At 31.7% G+C, this 18491-nt stretch carries 13 protein-coding genes and 2 tRNA genes; 9 read left to right on the top strand and 6 right to left on the bottom strand.

Going from position 1 to position 18491, the window contains the following annotated elements:
* Positions 1 to 96: 96 nt before the first annotated feature.
* Positions 97 to 2658, top strand: a complete 2562-nt coding sequence (gene gyrA / locus ABD941_RS00650; RefSeq protein ID WP_345271972.1) for a DNA gyrase subunit A — start codon at positions 97 to 99, stop codon at positions 2656 to 2658.
* Positions 2659 to 2676: 18 nt separating this feature from the next.
* On the top strand, positions 2677 to 3921 hold the full coding sequence (locus ABD941_RS00645) for a tetratricopeptide repeat protein (protein WP_345271971.1): 1245 nt from the start codon (positions 2677 to 2679) through the stop codon (positions 3919 to 3921).
* A 57-nt stretch (positions 3922 to 3978) separates the two neighbouring features.
* Here the strand turns inward: ABD941_RS00645 and ABD941_RS00640 are convergent, their stop codons facing one another.
* Both ABD941_RS00640 and ABD941_RS00635 read right to left on the bottom strand, forming a co-directional pair.
* Positions 3979 to 4728, bottom strand: a complete 750-nt coding sequence (locus tag ABD941_RS00640; RefSeq protein ID WP_345271970.1) for a C40 family peptidase — start codon at positions 4726 to 4728, stop codon at positions 3979 to 3981.
* A gap of 9 nt (positions 4729 to 4737) precedes the next feature.
* On the bottom strand, positions 4738 to 5916 hold the full coding sequence (locus tag ABD941_RS00635; protein ID WP_345271969.1) for an acetyl-CoA C-acyltransferase: 1179 nt from the start codon (positions 5914 to 5916) through the stop codon (positions 4738 to 4740).
* A gap of 227 nt (positions 5917 to 6143) precedes the next feature.
* Between ABD941_RS00635 and ABD941_RS00630 the strand changes: the two genes are divergently transcribed.
* The 7 genes from ABD941_RS00630 to ABD941_RS00600 all read left to right on the top strand — a co-directional run bounded on the left by ABD941_RS00630 (position 6144) and on the right by ABD941_RS00600 (position 14148).
* Positions 6144 to 8198, top strand: a complete 2055-nt coding sequence (locus ABD941_RS00630; RefSeq protein ID WP_345271967.1) for an HD family phosphohydrolase — start codon at positions 6144 to 6146, stop codon at positions 8196 to 8198.
* Between the two features lie 99 nt (positions 8199 to 8297).
* Positions 8298 to 8386: transfer RNA gene (locus tag ABD941_RS00625), tRNA-Ser, on the top strand.
* Positions 8387 to 8417: 31 nt separating this feature from the next.
* Positions 8418 to 8492 (top strand) — tRNA-Pro (locus ABD941_RS00620).
* A gap of 510 nt (positions 8493 to 9002) precedes the next feature.
* Positions 9003 to 9695, top strand: coding sequence for a WbqC family protein (locus ABD941_RS00615; RefSeq protein ID WP_345271966.1), 693 nt, complete (start codon positions 9003 to 9005; stop codon positions 9693 to 9695).
* 457 nt (positions 9696 to 10152) lie between these two features.
* Positions 10153 to 10920: a polysaccharide biosynthesis/export family protein gene (locus ABD941_RS00610; protein WP_345271965.1), complete on the top strand. Its 768-nt coding sequence runs from the start codon at positions 10153 to 10155 to the stop codon at positions 10918 to 10920.
* A 20-nt stretch (positions 10921 to 10940) separates the two neighbouring features.
* The gene (locus ABD941_RS00605) at positions 10941 to 13283 is read left to right on the top strand and encodes a GumC family protein (protein ID WP_345271964.1); all 2343 of its coding nucleotides are present in this window, start codon (positions 10941 to 10943) and stop codon (positions 13281 to 13283) included.
* A gap of 58 nt (positions 13284 to 13341) precedes the next feature.
* Positions 13342 to 14148: a phytanoyl-CoA dioxygenase family protein gene (locus tag ABD941_RS00600; RefSeq protein ID WP_345271963.1), complete on the top strand. Its 807-nt coding sequence runs from the start codon at positions 13342 to 13344 to the stop codon at positions 14146 to 14148.
* Positions 14149 to 14236: 88 nt separating this feature from the next.
* On the opposite strand, the gene ABD941_RS00595 is transcribed toward ABD941_RS00600, so the two are convergent.
* The 4 genes from ABD941_RS00595 to ABD941_RS00580 all read right to left on the bottom strand — a co-directional run bounded on the left by ABD941_RS00595 (position 14237) and on the right by ABD941_RS00580 (position 18486).
* Complete coding sequence (locus ABD941_RS00595; protein WP_345271962.1) at positions 14237 to 15262, bottom strand: GDP-mannose 4,6-dehydratase; 1026 nt, start codon at positions 15260 to 15262, stop codon at positions 14237 to 14239.
* Positions 15263 to 15273: 11 nt separating this feature from the next.
* A complete protein-coding gene (locus ABD941_RS00590; protein ID WP_345271961.1) occupies positions 15274 to 16323 on the bottom strand; it encodes a GDP-L-fucose synthase family protein in 1050 nt (349 codons plus the stop codon).
* 5 nt (positions 16324 to 16328) lie between these two features.
* On the bottom strand, positions 16329 to 17447 hold the full coding sequence (gene gmd, locus ABD941_RS00585) for a GDP-mannose 4,6-dehydratase (RefSeq protein WP_345271959.1): 1119 nt from the start codon (positions 17445 to 17447) through the stop codon (positions 16329 to 16331).
* Positions 17448 to 17574: 127 nt separating this feature from the next.
* Positions 17575 to 18486 carry a leucine-rich repeat domain-containing protein gene (locus ABD941_RS00580; protein ID WP_345271958.1) on the bottom strand — a complete coding sequence of 304 codons (912 nt, stop codon included), beginning with the start codon at positions 18484 to 18486 and terminating at the stop codon, positions 17575 to 17577.
* Positions 18487 to 18491: the final 5 nt, after the last annotated feature.

Here is an 18491-nt window from a genome sequence, read left to right as displayed (position 1 = left end):
TAACACGAAAAACTAGTATTGATAGTCTTACTATGACTGCTGAAATTCTTATATTAGCATGTTTTGAAAAACACATAAAACTAAATTAGATTATTTATGGCAGAAGGAGAGAAATTGATCCCTATTAATATTGAGGACGAGATGAAATCGGCATATATTGATTATTCAATGTCAGTCATTGTGTCACGTGCTTTACCAGATGTAAGAGATGGCTTAAAACCAGTTCATAGACGTGTACTTTACGGTATGCATGAACTTGGTGTTAGGGCAAATACAGCGCATAAAAAATCCGCAAGAATAGTTGGAGAAGTTTTAGGTAAGTATCATCCACATGGCGATACATCGGTTTATGATGCTATGGTGCGTATGGCTCAAGAATGGAGTTTACGTTATATGCTTGTAGATGGGCAAGGAAACTTTGGTTCTATTGATGGTGATAGTCCTGCAGCAATGCGTTATACTGAGGCACGTATGCGAAAAATATCTGAGGACATGTTGGCAGATATTGATAAAGAAACTGTTGACCATAAGTTGAATTTTGATGATACGTTGCATGAACCAACAGTTTTGCCAACACGTATTCCAGGTCTTTTAGTTAATGGTGCATCTGGTATTGCGGTAGGTATGGCAACAAACATGCCGCCACATAATTTAACAGAGGTTGTTAATGGTACGATTGCCTATATAGAAAATAATGATATTGAAATTGATGAGTTAATTCAGCATGTAAAAGCGCCTGATTTCCCAACTGGCGGAACTATTTATGGTTACGATGGGGTTAAAGAAGCCTTTCATACGGGACGCGGACGAATCGTGATGCGTGCCAAAGCGAATATTGAAGAGGTAAATGGTCGTGAGTGTATTATTGTTGACGAGATTCCTTACCAAGTAAATAAAGCAGATATGATTAAGAAAACTGCTGATTTGGTTAACGATAAAAAACTAGAAGGTATTTCACTTATACGTGATGAGTCTGATAGAAATGGTATGCGAATTGTATACGTTTTAAAACGTGATGCTATTCCAAATATCGTATTAAATAAATTATTTAAGTATACAGCCTTACAGTCCTCATTCAGTGTAAATAACATAGCATTGGTTAATGGGCGGCCACAGTTGTTGAACTTAAAGGAGTTGATTCATTATTTTGTTGAGCATAGACATGAAGTTGTTGTAAGACGAACCACTTATGAATTACGTAAAGCAGAAGAAAGAGCACATATATTAGAAGGGTTGATTATTGCTTCTGATAATATAGACGAGGTTATAAAAATTATTAGAGCGTCTTCGAATGCAGATGAAGCTAGAGCAAATTTAATTGAACGTTTTAAACTTACTGAAATTCAAGCCAAAGCTATTGTTGAGATGCGTTTGCGTCAATTAACAGGTTTAGAACAAGATAAATTGCGTGCTGAGTATGAAGATATCATGAAGACTATTATCGACCTTAAAGATATTCTAGACAAGAAAGATCGTAGAATGAATATTATTAAAGGTGAGTTAGAAGTTGTTAGAGATAAATACGGTGATGAGCGCCGTTCAGTTATCGAATATGCTGGTGGCGATTTAAGTATAGAAGATATGATTCCAAACGAGAAAGTGGTAATCACGATTTCACATGCTGGATATATCAAACGAACGTCTTTAACAGAATATAAAACACAAAATAGAGGTGGTGTTGGTCAAAAAGCATCAACAACTCGAAATGAAGATTTTTTAGAGCATTTATTTGTTGGTACGAATCACCAATATATGTTATTCTTCACTCAAAAAGGAAAATGTTTCTGGATGCGTGTTTACGAAATCCCTGAAGGCAGTAAAACTTCAAAGGGTAGAGCCATTCAAAATCTTATAAATATAGAGCAAGATGATAAAGTTATGGCTTTTATTTGTACTCAAGATTTAAAAGATGAAGACTATATCAATAGTCATTATGTTATCATGGCAACCAAAAAAGGACAAGTTAAGAAAACATCGCTTGAGCAATATTCTCGTCCAAGAACAAATGGAATCAATGCTATAACTATTAAAGATGACGATGTTTTATTAGAAGCTAAATTAACTACTGGTGAAAGTCAAGTTATGTTAGCTTTAAAGTCAGGTAAAGCCATTCGTTTTGAAGAAGCTAAAACACGACCAATGGGACGTGGAGCTTCAGGAGTAAGAGGAATTCGTTTGCAAAATGAAACTGACGAAGTTATTGGTATGATTGCTGTTGATGATATGGAAAGTAATGTACTTGTAGTATCTGAGAACGGTTATGGTAAACGCTCTAGTTTAGAAGATTACCGTATAACGAATCGTGGAGGGAAAGGTGTGAAAACCATATCTATCACAGATAAAACGGGTAACTTGGTATCTATTAAAAATGTAACGGATGATGATGATTTAATGATTATCAACAAATCAGGAATTGCTATTAGGATGGCTGTTAGGGACTTAAGAGTTATGGGTAGGGCTACCCAAGGTGTTAAATTAATTAACCTAAAAGGAAACGATTCTATAGCAGCAGTTGCAAAAGTAATGCATGATGAAGATGAAGTAGAATTGGATGAAGATGGGAATATAATAGTAGCTGAAAATATTGAAAACACTGATGTTTCAGAAGATGGCACAACTCTTGATAATCCTATAGACGACAATAACACTGATAAATAAACCTAATATAATTTTAAAATGAAAAAACAATTAATCATAGCTTTGGCATTCTCAATAAGTGCATTTTCATTTGCGCAAAAAAAGGAATTAAAAGTTGTAGAAAAAGCTATTAAAAACAACAATTTTGCTGAAGCTAAAGCAGCATTAACACAAGCAGAAAGCTTAATGTCTGCAATGGATGATAAAACCAAGGCTAAATTCTATTATTTAAAAGGACAAGCGTTATATGCAAATGGAAAAGGAGCCGATGCAGATATTAAAACTGTATTAGAAAGCTTATCTAAAGCAGAAAGCAACTATGGTTCTGAAATTAACGCTTTAAAGCAAACCATATCTAATGGATTACTAACAAAAGGAAATGCAGCTTACGAAAAGAAAGATTATTCCAATGCTTCTAAATATTTTGAGAGCTCTTATAGAGTTGCCGAAAAAGACACTTTGTTTCTTTATTATGCAGCTGCAACCGCAGTAAATGTAAAGGAGTACGATAGAGCTTTAGTGTTGTATGAAGAACTTAAGGATTTAGGGTATACAGGTGTTACAAAACAATATTTCGCTACAAATTCAGAAACAGGAAAAGAAGAAGTTTTAGACAAAAACACGCGTGATTTATATGTTAAAGGTAAAAGTCACGTAAACCCAGGAGAGCGTTTAACAGATTCTAAAAAGCCAGAAATTGTTAAAAATGTAGCATTAATTTATGTTAGCCAAGGCGATAATGAAAAAGCTATTGCTGCTATGAAAGAAGCAAGAGCAGAAAGTCCTAATGATATTAATTTAATTCTTTCTGAAGCTAACGTACACTATAAAATGGGTAATACAGAAGAATTTAAAAGTCTTTTGCAAAAAGCAACAGAAATGGATCCAACTAATCCTGAATTACAATATAATTTAGGTGTTATAGCAGCAGAATCTAAAGATATGGATGGTGCAAAAAAATACTATAACAAAGCTATAGAATTAGATCCTACATATATTAATGCTTATATAAACATGGCTGCTTTAGTTTTGGGTGAAGAAGAAGCTCTAATTGAAGAAATGAACGGTTTAGGAACTTCTAAAGCTGATGATAAGCGTTATGATGAGTTGAGAGAGGAACGTCAAAATATTTATAAAAATGCAGTTCCATATTTAACAAAAGCTCTTGAAATAAATCCTGAAAGCATTAGTGCAGCTCAAACACTAATGAATATTTATAGTGTTTTAGGAGAAACAGAAAAGTATAAGAGTTTAAAAGAAAAGGTTGATGCTTTAACTGAATAACTAAACTTATAACGTTTAAAAAAGTCATATAAAAAAAGCTACAATATGTAGCTTTTTTTATATGACTTTTTTAATGACACGTAGCTTATGTGTATGTATTTTTTTATCTACATTATATATTCCAGAATGGTCTAACCTATCAATTCTAACCTTGCCATGAGCATGAATAATATAATTATCTTTCATAATAATACCCACATGGGTAATGGTACCTTCACTGTTATCAAAAAACGCTAAATCGCCAGGCTCACTTTCTTCAATAAAACTTAAAGCTTCACCTTGTGTAGCTTGTTGTGAGGCATCACGTAACAATTTATAACCGTTAAGCTTATAGACCATTTGGGTAAAGCCAGAACAGTCAATACCAAAAGGTGTTTTTCCACCCCATAAATACGGTGTATTTAAATATAAAAAAGCGGTTTGTATAATATGTTCTTTAGCATTTTTAGCTTTAATGGAATCACCATCATGTCTATGGTCTAAAAGTGAAAGACCATTTAATGTAGACCCCAATACAATAGGGTACAGTTGTTCTCTTTTATCTTGAATAAATTCGACTAAGTCTAAAGAGAGTTTAGGTGCTTCTTTATGTAAGGATTTGTATTGGGTTTCATTAATTTCTAAATATTGCTTATTATCCACCCAACCCTCATAAGTATCAAAAGCAAGTCTTATTTTACTCCAGTTTTTTCTTTGTTCTAATATTTTAAAAACTTCACCATAAAGCACTTGTGATACCAATTCACTGGTATCAGCAGGTTCGTTTCTAAGGGGTACAATGCTTAAATTACAAATTCCGTATTGCATTAAAAAAACCTAATTGCGTTCAATAATAATTGCAGATGCACCTCCGCCGCCATTGCAAATAGCAGCTGCACCAATTTTAGAATTATTTTGTTCTAATACGTTTAATAAAGTGATTATAATTCTAACTCCAGAACAACCTAATGGATGGCCTAAAGAAACAGCGCCACCATTTACATTTACGTTCTTATCGTTTAATCCTAAAATTTTCATATTCGCTAATCCAACTACCGAAAATGCTTCGTTAAACTCAAAAAAATCAACGTCATCTTTTGTTATTCCAGCTTTATTCAAGGCTTTAGGCAAGGCCTTTGCTGGAGCTGTTGTAAACCATTCTGGTTCGTGAGCAGCATCAGCATAACTTTTTATGGTTGCTAAAGGTTTTAGTCCTAACTCATCTGCTTTTTCTTTGCTCATTAAAACCATAGCACCGGCACCATCATTGATTGTTGATGCGTTTGCTGCAGTTACGGTGCCATTTTTGGTAAAGGCTGGGCGTAATTGAGGAATTTTATCCATTCTAACATTCGTAAACTCTTCATCTTTAGAAACGGTAATTGGCTCACCTCGTCGTTGAGGAACTTCAACAGGAACAATTTCATGGTCAAATTTGCCTGCGTCCCAAGCAGCAGCAGAACGATTATAGGATTGAATAGCGTAAGTATCTTGATCTTCTCTTGAAAACTCATATTTACTTGCGCATGCATCAGCACAAACACCCATAGCATTTTGGTCATAAGCATCAACCAAGCCATCTTTTTGCATACCGTCAATTAATGTGCTAGGCCCAAATTTAGTTCCAGTTCTAGCATATAAATAATGCGGAATCAAACTCATGTTTTCCATCCCTCCTGCAACAACAATTTCAGCATCTCCAAGGGTAATAGCTTGAGCTGCTTGCATAACAGCTTTCATTCCAGATGCACATACTTTATTTATTGTCGTGCAAGGTACTGTGTTGGGTATACCAGCATAAATGGCCGCTTGTCTAGCTGGTGCTTGTCCAGTTCCAGCTTGTACCACATTGCCCATTAAAACTTCTTCAACAAGCTCAGGTTTTAAGTTTATTTTATTCAATGCGCCTTTTATGGCTATAGCACCTAATTTAGGCGCTGAAATAGTTGATAAAGCACCCATAAAACTACCTATAGGAGTTCTTACAGCAGAAACAATGACAACTTCTTTTTTCATCAATATGACTTTTTAGTTTACTACTTGCGAAAATAACGATTTTTTAGAAGAAATTTCAATGATTCCTTTATTATAAAAAACGGTAAAAGCTTATAATTTTATTACATTTGATTTCTAAATAAAATATCTGTACCTAAATTTGGTATTCTAGTCTATCTAGTCTATGATTAAATGATGTCATAGCTTACAGACAGATGTAACAAATAAAAAGGAATGCATATAAATACATGAAAGACTTTATAAACAAACTATATAAAAACCATTCCTTAATTTACAAAGGACTATTATTTATTTGCACCACATTCTTAATTGTTTTTTTGTTTCCAAAAAGCGGAAAGTTTAAGTACAATTTTGAAAAAGGTAAGCCTTGGCAATCAGAAAACTTACAGGCTCCTTTTGATTTTGCGATTAAAAAAACGGATGCAGAAATTACTTTAGAAAAAAAGAATCTTACCGATAATTCTGTTTTATATTTTGATATAGACAATACAATTGAAAATGAGGTAAAAAGTGCTTATGAGGTGCAATTCAAGAATGCATTTTCTGATTCTATTCCCAAAATCAAATTAAATACTTTACAAAATGTTGGAGATTCTATTATTTCAGAATTATATGCATTTGGGATTTTAAGTGAAAATTATAATTTTTCGAAAGATAAAGCAGTTGCTTTACTTGATGGTAGGGAAAAAAAGAAAGATGCTTATTTTGCTAATTTAATAAAGCAAGGTGATGTTACTTCTGTAATAGATAAAGTTTTGGTTAATAATGATTTATCTGAGTATAAAGAAAACTTTGTGGCTTTGTTTTTTGATATTATAGAGCCTAATATCATATTTAACAAGTCATTTACGGATAAGGTTTTAAAAGATGAATTTGCAAAAATATCATATACTAGAGGTAGTGTTGCAAAAGAAACATTGATTGTCTCAAAAGGAGAGGTTGTTGAAGGTGATAAGTATATCATTTTAAAATCTTTACAAGCTGAGTACGAATCGCAAGTATGGAGCGAGTCTAATTATAATTGGGTATTATTTGCTTATACACTGTTGGTTGCTTTAGCTTTGCTCATGTTGCTGTTGTTTTTAAGAAAATATAGAGCGAATGTTTTTGATAATAATACTAAAGTGACTTTTATTTTCTTTAATGTTTCTCTAATGATTTTTATCACAACCCTTGTTGTGAATTACGATTCTAAGTATATTTATATTGTTCCAATATGTATTTTACCGCTAGTATTTAAAGCCTTTTTTGATGCTAGATTAGGTTTGTTTGCGCATGTACTCACAGTACTTTTGTTAGGTTTTATTGTACCTAATAGTTATGAATATATGTTTCTTCAAATTATTGCAGGAATTGTAACGATATTGACCGTTTCTGAATTATACAAACGTGCCAATTTATTTATATCTGTAGGGCAGATAACGCTTATTTATATTATAGCCTACTTTGCTTTTTTTGTTATACATGAGGGTAGTTTAGATACACTTAAATGGGAAACATTTATATGGTTTATCTTATGTGGATTAGCGACGTTGTTTGTGCAACCTTTAATTTATGCTTATGAAAAACTTTTTGGATTGGTTTCAGATGTTTCGCTTTTGGAATTGTCAGATACAAATTCAAAGCTTCTTAAAGAGTTGTCAAATAAGGCGCCAGGAACATTTCACCATTCATTAAATGTAGCTAATCTTGCTGAAGCATCAGCTAATGAAATAGGGGCTAATGCCATGTTGGTTAGGGTAGGTGCACTATATCATGATATTGGTAAAATGAAAAACCCAACATATTATACCGAAAATCAGTCTACAGGCATTAATCCTCATGACGAATTATCTTCTAAAGAAAGCGCTCGAATAATTACGGACCATGTTATAAATGGTATTGAAATAGCTAGAAAAAATAATTTGCCAGATAGGGTCATTGATTTTATAAGAACACATCATGGTACAAGTATTGTCTATTTTTTTTATGTGCAAGAAAAAAAGGATTTTCCAGATAGTGAGGTCGATAAATTAGATTTTTGTTATCCTGGTCCAAAGCCATTTAGTAAAGAAACTGCTATTTTAATGATGTGTGATAGCATTGAAGCTGCTTCTAAAAGTCTAAAAGAACCTACATCTACAAAAATTGAAACTTTTGTAGAAAGTATTATAAATAAGCAAATAGAAGAAGGCCAATTTTTAAATGCGAATATTACTTTTAAAGAAATTCAATCTATTAAAAAAGTGCTAAAACACAAGCTTGCAAATATTTATCATTTGCGTATAGAATACCCCGAATAAAATATAAAAAAAACGCAGAAAATGTTTGTGTTCTTTAAGATGAAAAACTAAATTTGCATCCGCATTTAAATTAAATGTGTTGTTCAAATAAAAAATAATGGAGAGGTGCCTGAGTGGCCGAAAGGAGCGGTTTGCTAAATCGTCGTACCTAGAAATAGGTACCCAGGGTTCGAATCCCTGTCTCTCCGCAAATTTTCATGAGAAATTAGATAATCAATTCGGGGTGTAGCGTAGCCCGGTTATCGCGCCGCGTTTGGGACGCGGAGGTCGCAGGTTCGAATCCTGCCACCCCGACAACTATAGTGTCAAATCAAATAAAAACCTTGATAATCGTATGATTAACAGGGTTTTATCGTATATGGGCTATATTATGGTTTTGTTATAATAGCTAATTGGACTTTCATTTTGAATAAATAACTATTTTTTTTGTTTGTATCTATAATTGATAGTAATAATGGTTAAAGAAAGATAGTATTTCCTATGTAAAACCATAGAACTAAGGGCTTGGTTTTAGGACTCAAATTAGTTATGAGTAAGTTACATTATGGTTTTAAATAACTATGATAATAATACTATAGCTATAATTGTTTTAATTAAATCTTTTAGTTTAATTTTGTGTAGTCCTTTAAGTATTAAAACAGTAATTAAAATACTTGTTTTCTTTATGGTTAAAATACTACGCCACTTTACAAAACATCTTATATGACCTATTCAAATAATGTTTAATAACTTTTTCTAAGGCATCTTATAAGGATATCTGTGTATATCTTCTTTTATTAATTATAAATAGTATAAAATAGTCAATTGCATAAACAAATAACATTAAGTGCTTCTCAGCCAACTCTATACCCTTGGATTGGTTACTTTAATATGATCAAGAATTCTGATGTTTTTGTTTTTTTAGATAATGTTAAGTTTAAAAAACAAACCTGGCATATGCGCAATAGGTTAAAGTCCGGATCTAAAGTTGATGAATCAGAAATTTGGGTTCATATTCCTACTAACCTTTCTAAAACGGAAACTTTGATTAAAGACGTTTTGATTGATAATGGTCAGGATTGGAGAAAGAAGCATCTTGATATATTTCAGTATAATTATGGAAAAGAGCACAGAAAAATTGCATTTTTAAACGAACTGTATCTAAAAGATTGGGAAAGAATATCAGATTTTAATATTGAATTTATAACAAAATGTTGCCAATTTCTAGAAATAGATACTAAGTTAGTTCGTGCATCAGAATTAAATGCAGAAGGAAAGAAAAGCGGATTAATTTTAGATATTTGTAAGGAGTTGAAAGCAAATAAATTAATTGCAAATAGTGGGTCAAACAATTATTTAGAAAAGGATAAAGAAATTTTTGAGAATGAAAACATTACGATTTCATATCATAATTACAGGACTCAAAAATATAATCAAAAAGGTGAAATATTTTTCGAAAATTTATCTATACTAGACCTGTTGTTTTCAGAAAACAAAAATTCAAAGAACTTTATTTAACATATTTTATCTTTAAGTTAAATATAATTCATCACGTAACATATTTGAATAGTTAATTCTACATGTCATCCTATTTAATGCGCATTATAAAGCTTTAATATCATTTATTATTTCTTAAATTATATATTACTTGAAAATAGTAATAAATATCTAAGGTTAATTCGTTTATAACTAGTTAGATTAATTATTGTAAGATTTTTTACCTTAAAAATGATCATTAATCGATGACTGAATCGCTTGTATTGGTCATGTATAGGATAATACTGTCTATGTTGCATGTATATGATTGTATATTTGTTGTATAGGTTTCTAAGTAATTAGTTAAGTAAGCGGTTAAAAAAAATCAGCAATTAGAAAACACTAAAATTGTTCTTTAAAACACATTAAGTTAACATATAATGTTTAGATCAATTAAAAGAAATATTAAGCTTTAAATACAAACAAATACATAATAATAATGTTCAAAATTAAGCACATTCCATATAAACAATTTTTAATTACACTATTGGTTGGTAGCCTATTGATAGGGTGCAAGTCTTCTAAAAAAATTAATTACTTTCAAGATGAAAAAGGTCATGAAATTGAGGAAAATATAACGCTTTTTCAACCCACTATTCAGTTTGGAGATATATTAACAATTAATGTGGCATCAACCGAGCCAGAAGCTGCTTTGCCTTTTAATATTTATGAATCTCAGATAGGTAATCTTGCTAGGCCATTACCTTATATTGTTAATGCAGATGGAGAAATTAATTTTCCTGGTCTGGGAAAATTTAAAGTTGCCCAACTCACTATTAAACAAGTTACAGATGAATTGCATAAAAAATTATTACCGTATTTAAATAATCCAATCGTTAACGTTAGACTTAATAATTTTAGAGTGTCTGTTTTAGGAGAAGTTAGAAATCCAGGGAGTTATAGTGTTCAAAGCGAACGTATAAATATTTTAGAAGCCATAGCACAGGCTGGAGACTTAACCATATATGGAAAGCGGAAAACGGTAACTTTAATCAGGGAGCAAAATGGTAAACGAACATCGACAACTATTGATTTAACAGATAAAAATCTTTTTAGTTCGCCTTATTATTACTTGGCTCAAAATGATATTATTTATGTAGAGTCTAATAAAACTAGAGTAAACGCTTCTGCTGTAGGGCCAAACACTGGGATAATTGTATCGACTTTATCAATACTAATTTCTTTAGCAGCTATTCTTGTTGACTAGAAAAGTGTTATAATAAAATAATGAATATGACTGAAATGGATGCTTCAAAAAATGACAAAATAAATTTAAGAGAAGTTTTAAAAAAATATAGCTATCACTGGAAATTACTTTTGCTTGGTATTATAATTGCATTAACATGTGCCTTTTTATATTTGAGATTTGCTACTTATGAATATCAAGTATCGTCTACGATTTTAATCAACGATAAGGATAACGATAGTGGTTCTGAACTGTCTGTTTTTCAAGATCTGGGTTTGTTTGCAGGCTCAAAAACTTCCATAGAAACCGAAAAAGGGGTTTTAAAATCTAAAACCCTAATAGAGAGGGTTGTAAGGGATTTGGGGGCAAACATAACCTATTATATTAAAAACGATATTGCTTTTAAGGAAGTTTATAAAGATGATATTCCTTTTAATATCAATTTTTTTGCAAATGAATCTATACTTAACAAGCTTAATACATCATTTTCCATTATCACAAAATCTGCTACCAAGTTTGTTTTAACAGATAGTAAAGGAAACCCTATTAAAGAAGGTTCATTTGGAGAACGAGTAACTGGAGAGTTTGGTGAACTTGTTATAACTCCAATTGCGATTGATAATATAGAGTTAGGAAAAGAAATTCTAATAAAAATAAGTCCTTTAGAGGAGGTTGCTATTGCTTTTAAGCAACGGATTAAAATTACTGTTGATAATTTGAAATCAAACTTGCTCATAATTAAATTGCAAGACCCTGTAAAATTAAAAGCTAGAAAGATTTTAGATAGTTTGGTGAGTTATTATAACAGAGATGCCGTTGAATACAAAAGCCAGATAACAAGAAATACAGACAAGTTTATTAATAACAGAATTGATGATATTTCTATTGAATTAACAAGTTTAGACCAAGGTGTAGAAACCTATAAAATTGAAAACAAGTTAAGTAATATGGATTCTGAAGCGGACTTAGTGTTGGCTTCTAATGCCACATTAACGAAACAAATAGTAGAGTTAACATCGCAAATAAAACTCATAGACTATGTAGCCAAGTATATGAAAACCAATAAGGATGATTTGATTCCTGGTAATTTAGGTATTCTTAATGAAGCTACAAGTCAAAATACTTTAAAATATAACAATTTATTGTTGGATAGAAATAGGTTGTTAAAAGGTGCCAATAAGGAGAACCCTATTATTATTAATTTAAATGATCAAATTACAAGCTTAAGAGAAAGTATCGATAGGAGCTTGGTTAATACAAGATCATCGTTGGCCATATCATTAAATGAGGCTAAGCTGCAAGAGTACAAATTAAACTCAAAAATATCTGCTACTCCTAAGAAAGAAAGAGAGATAAAAGATATACAGCGTCAACAACAGATTATAGAAACATTGTATTTGTATTTGCTTCAAAAAAGAGAGGAAAATTCAATTTCGTTAGCCGTATCAGCAAAATATGCTAAAATAATAGACAAAGCCTATGGTAGTAGTGTTCCTGTAGCTCCTAGAAAAATGATTGTATTGATAGCCAGTTTATTGCTAGGTATTCTAATACCAACGTTGTTTATTATTGTTAAGTCGTTGTTTGATAATAGAATACATGCTATTGAAGATTTAGAGGGTATAATTGATGCGCCTGTACTTGGAGATATTCCTTCAGCTAAAACTAAAAAGAGTATTATTACTTTTGAGCAGAAAAGAAATAATACTGCAGCAGAATCTTTTCGTTTATTAAGAACCAACGTAAGTCATGCATTATCCAATATTAATAAGGATGCTAATGCTGTTTTTATAACCTCGACCTTGAGGAATGAAGGGAAAACATTTATAGCCATAAATCTAGCTACAGCTATGGCTTTATTAGATAAAAAGGTACTGCTAATTGAGGCTGATATTAGAAACCCTAAAATTGCAGACTATTTGAAGTTAAAAAAAGAAAAGGGATTAACTGATTTCTTGACAGACCCTAGTTTAAAAGAACTGGATGTGATTAAACATAATGAAAGGACTAAACTTGATATTGTAGAGGCGGGGGCTATTGCAAAATCCCCTTCAGAATTTTTAAGTAACGGACGTTTTGAAACACTTTTAGCTTATGCTAAAAATAATTATGATTATGTAATTGTTGATACAGCTCCTGTAAATATTGCTACCGACACTTTATTGTTAGGTCATCAAGCAGATTTGTTTGTTTATGTTGTAAGAGCTAAGTTTTTAGATAAACGGATGTTGAATATCCCAAAAAAGATACTAGAAAATAAACGCTTAGCAAATATGAACATTCTAATGAATGATACCAATTATGAGAAGAGGGGATATGATAGTGGTTATAATTATGGTGAAACTGGTGCTAAAAAACCATGGTGGATAAGAATTTTTAGATAAAATAAGATACTTAATGGAGTTATAATAGTTAGCTATTATGATATAAAAAAAATAGGTTATGACAAAAAAAGAACAAATTAATAAGCATGGTTATATGATTATTAAAAATGTATTTACTGAAGAAGAGATTAATACATTTAGAGACTATGCAGAGAAAGACAAAAACCATAAAGGGGACCTTTTATCAGCAAAAATGCTTTCAAAAATTATATTAGATGACCGTATTCTCAATATTTATAAAGAATCTACTGGAAGTGATAAACTGGTTTATTTTGGAGATAGCACGTTATCCTATAATACATCATTAAGTGGGTTCCATAAAGATTCTAAAGATCGATTTAAAAAAGACAGTGTAGAATTTAAGGATAAAAACTATTCATTGTTAAGAATAGGTGTGTATTTACAGGACCACTCTAAACACTCTAAAGGCTTATGTTTAAGGGCGGATTCTCATTTGCACCAGAGCATACATAAAGGCAAAATAGTTAATGTGAAAAGTGAAGTAGGCGATGTTATTATTTGGAAGCTTACCACAACACATTCTCCTAATGCAGAAATAATTTCTTTATTTCCCAATTATGCTTTTCATCCAGGGTTAACAAAGCGTTTGCCTAACTTTTTAAAAAAGAAATCTATATCGCCTCGATTGGCCGTGTTTATGGGCTTTGGTATTGAAGATCATTATACTGAAGATTATATTGAATATTTAAAAACAAGAGAATATGCTATAACGCGATGGAAGAACTCAAATTATAATAAAGAGGCCATTGAAGCCATGGAGAAAAAGAATGTTAAAGTCTTTACTGATTTTAATATTGATCATATTGACCAGAGTAAATTAAATGTTGGTTATAAGCAAGTATAAAAGAGGCTTATTATAAAATATATTCAATAAAAAAATGCTCATTTTATAATGAGCATTTTTTTATGCGTTAAAAACAAAAAATAAATGACTAATAGTTGTAAAATGATTTATACCAGTTAATAAATTTATGTAATCCGGCTTCTAATGTTGTTGTTGGTTTATATCCTGTTTCCTTATGTAACTTAGAGGCATCTGCATACGTTACTTTTACGTCACCATCTTGCATTGGCATATAATTTTTAGTTGCTTCTTCACCCATTTCTTTTTCTAAACCACCAATAAAATCCATTAATTTTACTGGTTGTGAATTACCAATATTAAAAACCTCCGCCTTTGGTGCTTTATCTTTTTTAAATTGAAGTGCTAATTGTACAACACCTTCAACAATATCATCTATATAAGTGAAATCCCGTTGCATTTTTCCGTTGTTAAAAACATTTATGGGTTGCCCTTTACTTATGGCATCAGCAAAAAGCATAGGTGCCATATCCGGTCTGCCCCAAGGGCCATAAACTGTAAAAAAGCGCAATCCGGTGGTTGGAATGTCATACAAATGGGTATAGGTATGCGCCATGAGTTCATTACTCTTTTTTGTTGCTGCATATAAGCTAACCGGAGTGTCAACTTTTTCATTTTCTGAAAATGGGATTTGACTTCTATCACCATAAACAGAAGAACTAGAGGCATAAATTAGATGGTCAATCTTATAAGATCTACAGCATTCTAAAATATTTAAAAAACCTACAACATTAGATTGAATATAGGCATGTGGATTTTCTATTGAATAACGAACTCCTGCTTGAGCAGCCAAGTTTATAACACCATTAAAATTTTCGTTTTTAAATAAGGTATCTAATGCATTTAGGTCTGTAATATCAAGTTTTAAAAAACGATAATTTTCATATTTTGTACTTGCAACATATTCCAACCCATTTTCTTTATCATCTGCTTTTTCAAGATCTATTCCAGATTCAGATAGTCTAGCATATTTTAAATTCACATCGTAGTAATCATTAATATTATCGATTCCTACTACATGTTCTCCTTTTTTTATTAAAGCTTCAACTAAATAAAACCCAATAAATCCCGCTGCACCAGTTACAAGTATCTTCATTATATCTATTCTTATTTATTAGTTAAATACCAATCGTAAACCGTTTCAATTCCCTTTTCCAATTCTACAGTATGTCTCCATCCTAAACTATTTAATTTGGATACGTCCGTTAGTTTCCTCATGGTACCATCTGGCTTATCGGTATTAAAGACCAAATTGCCCTTAAAGCCTATGACCTGCTTTATGGTTTCTGCCAATTCTTTTATGGAAACATCTTTTCCCGTACCTATATTGATATGTGTATTCCTGATTTCTTTTTTACCATTTTCGTAGGTGTCTTTAAAATCCCTGTTTTCCATAATAAACACACAGGCATCTGCCATGTCCTTGCTCCAAAGGAATTCCCTTTTTGGTTTTCCCGAGCCCCAAATTTCAACACTATTTTTGGATACTCCAAAGGTGTTTAGATAATTTTCGGCCTCATCAATGTTATCTACTTGTAAATCTTTGAGAACCTCTTCATACCTTGATTCAGATAGCAGTTTTGCTAAATATATTTTTCTGATTAGTGCAGGTAATACATGCGACTTCTCTAAATCAAAATTATCGTTAGGGCCGTACAAATTTGTTGGCATAACCGAAATGAAGTTACTGCCATATTGTAAATTATAGCTTTCGCACATTTTTATTCCCGCTATTTTTGCTATGGCGTACGGCTCATTGGTATACTCTAGGGTATCTGTTAATAGATACTCTTCCTTCATGGGTTGGGGGGCGTTTTTAGGATAGATACACGTACTTCCTAAAAAAAGTAATTTTTTTACCTTGTTTTGGTAACTTTGATGGATCACGTTGTTTTGGATCATCATGTTCTCATAGATGAAATCTGCTCTGTATACATTATTGGCTATGATCCCGCCTACTTTGGCGGCGGCTAAAAAAACGTATTCTGGTTTTTCAGCACTAAAAAACTTAGCGACATCTGTTTGATTTACTAAATCTAATTCTTTGTGGGTTCTTGTAATTATATTTGAATATCCTTTACTTCTTAAATTATCCAATATGGCACTGCCTACTAAACCCCTATGGCCTGCAATATAGATTTTAGCATTTTTATCCATAAGTCTTACTCGAAATAGTTCATAATTTTATAACCACCTTCTTTAAGATAATGATCTTTTTCCATTAAGGTAATATCGCTGGACATCATATCATCAACTAAAGCTTGCAGATCATATTTAGGAACCCATCCTAACTTTTCCTTTGCTTTGGTGGCATCGCCAATTAGTAATTCCACTTCGGTAGGTCTAAAGTATTTTGGGTCTACAGCAACAACCTCTTTTCCAATTTCCAATTGGTATTTTGAGTTACTACAACTTTTTATATATCCTTTTTCTGCTTCCCCTTCCCCTTTAAATTCTAGTTCTACTCCAACATGGGCAAAGCACATTTTTACAAAATCCCTTACCGTAGTGGTTTTATTTGTTGCAATCACCCAATCCTCTGCTTCATCAGCCTGAAGGATCATCCACATCATCCTTACATAATCTTTGGCATGACCCCAATCTCTTTGGGCATCTAGGTTACCTAGGTATATTTTTTCCTGTAAGCCCATGGCTATTTTTGATGTTGCTCTTGTAATTTTACGCGTTACAAAAGTTTCTCCACGAATTGGAGATTCATGGTTAAATAATATTCCGTTACAAGCAAACATTCCGTAAGCTTCTCTGTAATTTACTGTAATCCAATAGGCGTACATTTTTGCTACGGCATACGGGCTTCTTGGATAAAAAGGCGTGGTCTCGGTTTGTGGAACTTCTTGTACTTTACCATACAGTTCTGAGGTTGAGGCTTGGTAAATCCTTGTTTTCTTTTCTAAGCCTAGCAGCCTTAACGCTTCTAATAACCTTAAGGTACCAATGCCATCTGCATTTGCTGTGTACTCTGGCATTTCAAAAGATACATGTACATGGCTCATAGCGGCCAGGTTATAGATTTCGTCTGGTTGTACTTCTTGAATGATTCTTGTTAGGTTGGTGCTATCAGTTAAATCACCGTAGTGCAAAAAGAAGCTTTGGTCCTCTACATGGGGATCTTGATATAAATGGTCTATTCTATCTGTATTGAATAAGGATGACCTCCTTTTAATTCCATGAACTTCGTATCCTTTTTTTAACAAAAACTCGCTTAAATATGCGCCATCTTGACCTGTAACTCCTGTTATTAACGCTATTTTTTTCTTCATGTATTCTTATTTTATTTGTTTAATCTATATTTTGGTTTTAAAAAGTAATATTTTGTTACGAATAACTATTACTAATTATGGTTAAGACAAAATTTAAAAACGTATTCAAATTATTTGTTATTGATATTTAATTAGTACAATTCTTTGAATATTTAACATTAGCACCCTTTGTCCATGAATTGTATGGTGAATTGTTATTATTTGCTGCTACATCATCATCTACTTGAATACATTGTAGGTCCATGTTCCCAATAGCATCAAAAGATTTAAGTATCAAATTGTTACCATTTTTTACATTTAAAGTCATTAATTGGTTGTCACCACAACTTAAAGTCGTTAAACCTGAATTTTGACTTAGGTTTAAATTTTTGATTAGATTTCCATAGCAATAAAGCTCTTTTAAAGCTTTATTTAAGCTGACATCAATATTTGTAAGCTTATTGTTCCAAAAAAACAATTCAATTAGTTTTGTATTTTGACCTACATTTAAATTGGTAAGTTTATTATCAGAACAATATAGTTGTGTTAAAGCTGTATTTTGATTTACATCTAAACTTGTAATTTGATTTGAAGAACACCCTAAAGTTGATAAGGCTTTATTTTTATTTACATTTAAATTTGTAATGTTGTTTCCTGCACATAGCAAAGAAGTCAATTCCGTATTTTTACTTACATCGAGACTTGTGAGCAGATTATAGCGGCAATTTAATTCCTTTAAAGCTATATTTTGACTTAAGTCTAAATTAGTAATCTGATTATTAAAACAATCTAATTTTTTTAAATTAACAAAATTTTCTATTCCAGATAAATCACTAATATTAGAATTAGCTAATGGCAGGTAGACAACTTTTAAAATATCAGATTCTAAAACCTGTCCATTTAAAATCCCATCAGAATCTATACCTTGATTAATTAATAGTCGTTCAAAATTAGAATCAGGAATAAGAGATACTTGACCTTGAAAAACATCATCAGCTGCATTATCAGAGCAAGAACTGAATGAGACTATAAATAAAAAGAAAAGGCATTTTTTTAACATAGTAA

Origin of the sequence: Flaviramulus aquimarinus, assembly GCF_039543205.1 — a bacterium.
Lineage (GTDB): Bacteria > Bacteroidota > Bacteroidia > Flavobacteriales > Flavobacteriaceae > Flaviramulus_B > Flaviramulus_B aquimarinus.
This window is presented reverse-complemented; position numbering and strand designations above follow the sequence as displayed.